Below are 5,002 nucleotides of genomic sequence, written 5' to 3'. Positions count from 1 at the left end.
CGACCACGGTGCCGTCGTCGACGACCAGCACGCGGTCGGCCCACCCGGCGACGAGCCCGAGGTCGTGCGTGATGACGAGCAGCCCGGCACCGCGCTCCTGCACCGCCCGGAGCTGCTCCATCACGGTGACGGCCACGGCCGCGTCCAGCGCAGTCGTCGGCTCGTCCGCCACCACGAGCGCGGGGGAGGCCACGGTCGCCGCCGCGATGAGTGCGCGCTGTCGCATCCCGCCCGAGAGCACGCCGGACCGCCGGCCGTCGGTCGCCATCGCCAGGTCGAGTCCCACGCCCGCCAGGGCCGCACGGACGGCGTCGACCCGGTCGGCTGCGCGGAGGTCGGTGTGCAGGCGCAGCGCGTCGGCGACCTCGCGGCCGACGGGGCGGAGGGGGTCGAGGGCGCCGAGGGCCTCCTGGCCGACGTAGCCGACGGACCGCCCTCGGAGACGACGCCAGCGCCGCTCGGTGTGGGAGCGCACATCGGTGCCGACGAGCTCCAGCCGATCGGCGGCGACGTCGGCTCCCGGTGCGGAGAGGCCGAGCACCGCCCGGGCGGTCACGGTCTTGCCCGAGCCGGACGCCCCGACGAGGGCGACGCACTCACCGGCGTCGACGTGCAGGTCGACGCCGTGCACCACCGACCTGCCGTCGATCGACACCGAGAGCCCCCGGACGTCGAGCACGCGCGTCCCCACGGGCAGCACGGCACCGACCAGCGCCGGGGCATCCTCGGGCACCCGCTCCCCGCCCGTCACCGCGGGGCCCCCGTCCGACGGACGGCGCGCTCGAGCACCGTCACCGCGCGGCCCCCGTCCGACGCACCGCGCGCCCGAGCACCGTCACCGCGGTCGCCAGCACGACGATCGCGAGGCCCGGGAACGTGCTCATCCACGGCGCGGTCAGCAGGTAGGTGCGGCCGTCCGCGAGCATCGCCCCCCACTCCGGGGCAGGCGGCGGTGTCCCGACGCCGAGGTAGCTGAGCGCCGACGCCCACACCACCGCCTGACCGACCCCGAGCGTGGCGACGGCCACGACGGGCCAGAGCGCCGCGGGCAGCACGTGGCGGAACAGGATCCGGCCGGGGGAGCGGCCCTGCAGCACGGCGGTCTCGACGACCTGCGACGACCGCGCGCTCCGGACCAGGCCGCGGACGATCCGGGCGTACCCGGGCGCCGTCGAGAAGCCCACCGCCAGGGTCGCCGGCACCGGTCCGGGCCCGGTCACCGCGATGACGACGAGCGCGACGAGCAGCAGCGGCAGCGCGAACGCCACCTCGGTGACCCGCCCGACGACCGCGTCGACGAGCCGACCGCCGAGACCGGCGAGCGTGCCGAGCAGGACCCCGCTGAGGCCGCCGACGAGCGTCGCCGCGACGCCGACCAGGAGCGAAGCCCGGGTCCCCGCGACCACGCGAGCGAGGACGTCACGCCCGGACTCGTCGGTCCCGAACGGGTGCGCCGCTCCGGGTGGCGTCAGCGCGTCGGTCGGGTGCACCGCGAGGGGGGCGCCGCCGCCGAGCAGCGACGGCCACACCGCGGCCACGACCGCCACCGCGACGACGACCGCTGCGGCCGTGCCCGCCGGGCCGAGCGTCCCCCCACGGAACCGCTCGGACCGTCGGGTCCGTCCCTCGGACGCACCGGTCTGGAGGCCCGGGTCCAGCACCCCGCTCACCGTGCGTCCGCCCCGTGCTGGGTCCGCACGCGCACGCGCCCTCCCTGCACCCTGCCGATCCGCACGCGTCCGGTCCGACGACGGTCGCGGGTCCGTGGGTCCACCGCCTGCTCGACGAGGTCCGCGACGGCGAGCACGACGACGTACGCCGCGGCGGACACGAGGGCGATCCCGGCCACGAGCGGCATGTCCCGCTGGGTGACCGCGGTGACCAGGGCACGACCGATGCCGGGCAGCGCGAAGACCGACTCGACGACCACGGCGCCGGACACCAGCGAGCCGAAGGCCCAGGCGGACAGGGCGATGCCCGGGAGCGCCGCGTGCCGGAGCAGGTGGCGTCCGAACAGCCCGGCGCGGGACTCGCCGCGACCGCGGGCGGCGAGGGCGAACGCGGAGCGCTGGGCGTCGACCACGCCGTCGCGGACCGTCTCGGCCAGGTACCCGGCGACCGGCACGGCGACGGTGAGCACGGGCAGGACCCAGCCGCGCAGGCTGCCGTCCGACACCGCCGGCACCCACCCGAGCGCGCTGGCGAAGACCACGATGAGCACACTGCCGAGCCAGAAGTGCGGCACGACGCTCGCCGTGACGGTGATCGCCCCCGTGAGCGCTGCGGCGACCCGGCCGCGCTGCGTCGACCACCAGGCTGCACCGATCGCCAGCACCCAGGCGACGACGAGTCCGGCGACCGCGAGCGTCAGCGTCACCGGGACCTGCTGCGCGAGGAGCTCGGAGACGGGCGTGCGGAACGCGTACGAGTCGCCGAGGTGCCCGGTCGCCAGGCGCCCGAGGAACACCGCGTACTGCACGAGCACCGGTCGGTCGAGCCCGTACTCGCGGCGGACGCCCTCGACCGCCTCCGCCGAGGCCTGCGACCCGGGGCCGCCGAGGATCGCCAGCGCCGGGTCGCCGGGGATCAGCCGGATCGCGACGAAGACGATCGTGGCGACCGCCCACAGCACCCCGACGCCGCCGGCCAGGCGGCGGAGTCCCCACAGGACCCAGCCCGACCACCCGCGACGGGTGCCGACACGGAGCGGAGGTGGGGCGGGCCTCCCGGCCGGCTCGCCCGTCAGCGCGCGATCCACGCGGTGCCGAACCACGGGGTGGAGACCGAGGTGGTCTCGATGCCGTGGACGGAGGAGCGGTACAGGAAGTGGTTCTGCTGGTCGTAGAGCGGCAGGACGGTGCCGCTGGCCAGGATCCGCTGCTGCGCCTGTCGGTACAGGGCGCCGCGCTCGTCGGCGTCCGACGTGCGGGCCGCACGCTCCAGCAGGTCGTCGACCGTCGGGTCGTCCAGCTGCGCGAGGTTCGCGAAGTAGCCCGACGGTGCGGGCTCGATGCTCGCGCTGTCGTACAGGATGCGGAGGACGTCCGGGCCGACCTTCGTGTACGGCGCGCTGACCACGTCGTACTCGTTCGCGGCGAGTGCGGCGTACCAGCTCGACAGGTCGAGCTCCTCGAGCCGGACGTCGAACCCGACGGCCTTCTCCGAGGCCTGGACCTGCTGGAACAGGCTGCGCTCCGCGGGCACCGACTGGTTCGTCGACACCGGGAACGTCACCGTGAGCCGCTGCCCGTCCTTCTCGCGGACCCCGTCGCTGCCGACCTTCCAGCCGGCATCGTCGAGCAGTCGCTTCGCCGTCGACGGGGAGTACTCGAAGCGCGCGGGGTCGGAGGACGCGTCGGGCTCGACGCTCGACAGCACCGAGTACGAGCGCTTCGCGGTGCCGAGGAACAGGCTCTGCAGCCCCGGGTCGATCTCGGCGCCGGCGATGAAGGCCTTCCGCACGGACTCGTCGCGGAAGACCCCGTGCCCGGAGTTCAGCTCGAGGCGGTTCGAGGCGCCCGGCCGCGGGGCGTCGAGGTCGCGGATCGCGCCCTTCGACGACGCGCTCTTCAGCTGGTCGGGCTGGGCGTTGTCGATGACGTCGACCTGGCCGGCCTGCAACGCCGCGTAGCGCGAGGTGGAGTCGGGCAGGAAGCGCCACGTGATGCCGTCGAGGCGGGGCTTCGTCGAGCCGGAGAGCGGCGTGTACGACGTGTTCTTCGCCAGCGTGATGCGATCGCCCCGCTGCCACTTCGTGACGGTGAACGGGCCGGTGCCGACGGGCGAGGCGCAGTTCGTCGCCTGCGGGCGCTGCAGGGCCTTCGGTGACTCCATGCCGACCCAGGGCTGCGAGAACGACTCGAGCAGCGCGCTGTCCGGACGGCTGAGCGACAGCGTGACGGTGTGGTCGTCGGTCGCCGTCGCCTTCGTGATCGACTGCAGGGCGAGGTACCCCGTGCTCGACGCCGTCGTCGGGTCCTGCACGTGCTCGATGTTCGCGACGACCGCGGCCGCGTCGAACGGGGTGCCGTCGGAGAACGTCACGTCCGTGCGCAGGTCGAGCGTCAGCGTCGTGCCGTCGTCGCTCGTCGTCCACCCGGTGGCGAGCGCCGGTGTCGGCTGCCCCTTCCGGTCGAGCCCGGTGAGCATCTCGACGTACTGCGTCGACAGCAGGGCCTGCGGGTAGTTGCCGCCGACGTGCGGGTCGAGGCAGGTCGGCTCGGCGTCACCGGAGGCGTAGGTGAGCGTGCCGCCGCTGACCGGCGTGCTGTCGGAGGTGGCCGTGCCGCCGCCGGTGCAGGCGGTCAGGGCCAGCAGGACCGCGGTGGCACCCGCTGCGGCGGACAGGGTCCGTGTCGCCCGGGTCGGGATTTTCTGTACTCGGTCCAAGATCATGGCTGGACGAGTCTAGCGGTTTACTGAGCGCATGGACGAGACGATGCGCCGCGGTGGCCGCCCCCGTCGATCGAGCGCCGAGGTCCTCGCCGACGCGGCCGCCGAGCTGTTCCTCGAGCAGGGCTACGCGCGCACGACCGTCGACCAGATCGCGGCCCGGGCCGGGGTCAGCCGGGCCACGTTCTTCAACTACTTCGGGGCGAAGTCCGACGTGCTCTGGCTCGAGCTCGACGCCGCGGTCGCCGACCTGCCCGCGTTCCTGGCCGCGTCGACGGAGCCCTCGCCCGTCCGCGCCGTCGAGGAGGCCCTGGTCGCGGCCGCTCGGGCGCACGACCCGGAGCGGGTGCCGTGGGCGATCGCCCAGGCCGAGGTGATGGACATCGGCACCGAACTCGTCGCCAGCGTGGCGGCGCGGGTGATGGCGCAGCACGGCGCGGTCTCGGCGTTCGTCGGGTCGCGGACGCGGGAGCACCCGACGTCGCTCTGGCCGCAGACCGTGTCCGGGGCGATGCTCGGGGCGGCGGCCGCGGCGTTCGGGGTGTGGGTGGCCGACGGTGTCGCACGCCGGTCCCTCGTCGAGTACGTCGGCGCGGCGTTGACGCCCGTC

The 5,002-nt window shown here is 74.9% G+C and carries 5 protein-coding genes; 1 reads left to right on the top strand and 4 read right to left on the bottom strand.

What is annotated here, in order from left to right:
* From D8M35_RS15540 to D8M35_RS15525, 4 genes are all read right to left on the bottom strand, one after another.
* On the bottom strand, window positions 1-751 hold a 751-nt coding region (locus D8M35_RS15540), incomplete at its 3' end, for an ATP-binding cassette domain-containing protein (protein ID WP_148113401.1).
* Between the two features lie 40 nt (window positions 752-791).
* On the bottom strand, window positions 792-1,661 hold the full coding sequence (locus D8M35_RS15535; RefSeq protein WP_238638272.1) for an ABC transporter permease: 870 nt from the start codon (window positions 1,659-1,661) through the stop codon (window positions 792-794).
* A gap of 5 nt (window positions 1,662-1,666) precedes the next feature.
* Window positions 1,667-2,758: an ABC transporter permease gene (locus tag D8M35_RS15530; protein WP_238638271.1), complete on the bottom strand. Its 1,092-nt coding sequence runs from the start codon at window positions 2,756-2,758 to the stop codon at window positions 1,667-1,669.
* Window positions 2,743-4,395: an ABC transporter substrate-binding protein gene (locus D8M35_RS15525; protein WP_126892636.1), complete on the bottom strand. Its 1,653-nt coding sequence runs from the start codon at window positions 4,393-4,395 to the stop codon at window positions 2,743-2,745. Before D8M35_RS15525 ends, D8M35_RS15530 begins: the two co-directional genes overlap by 16 nt.
* A 31-nt stretch (window positions 4,396-4,426) precedes the next feature.
* Between D8M35_RS15525 and D8M35_RS15520 the strand changes: the two genes are divergently transcribed.
* A partial coding sequence (locus D8M35_RS15520) for a TetR/AcrR family transcriptional regulator (protein ID WP_161972690.1) occupies window positions 4,427-5,002 on the top strand: 576 nt, incomplete at its 3' end.

Origin of the sequence: Curtobacterium sp. HSID17257 (assembly GCF_003989515.1) — a bacterium.
GTDB lineage: Bacteria > Actinomycetota > Actinomycetes > Actinomycetales > Microbacteriaceae > Curtobacterium.
The sequence above is the reverse complement of the archived record's forward strand: the minus strand, read 5'-3'. Positions and strand labels throughout refer to the sequence as shown.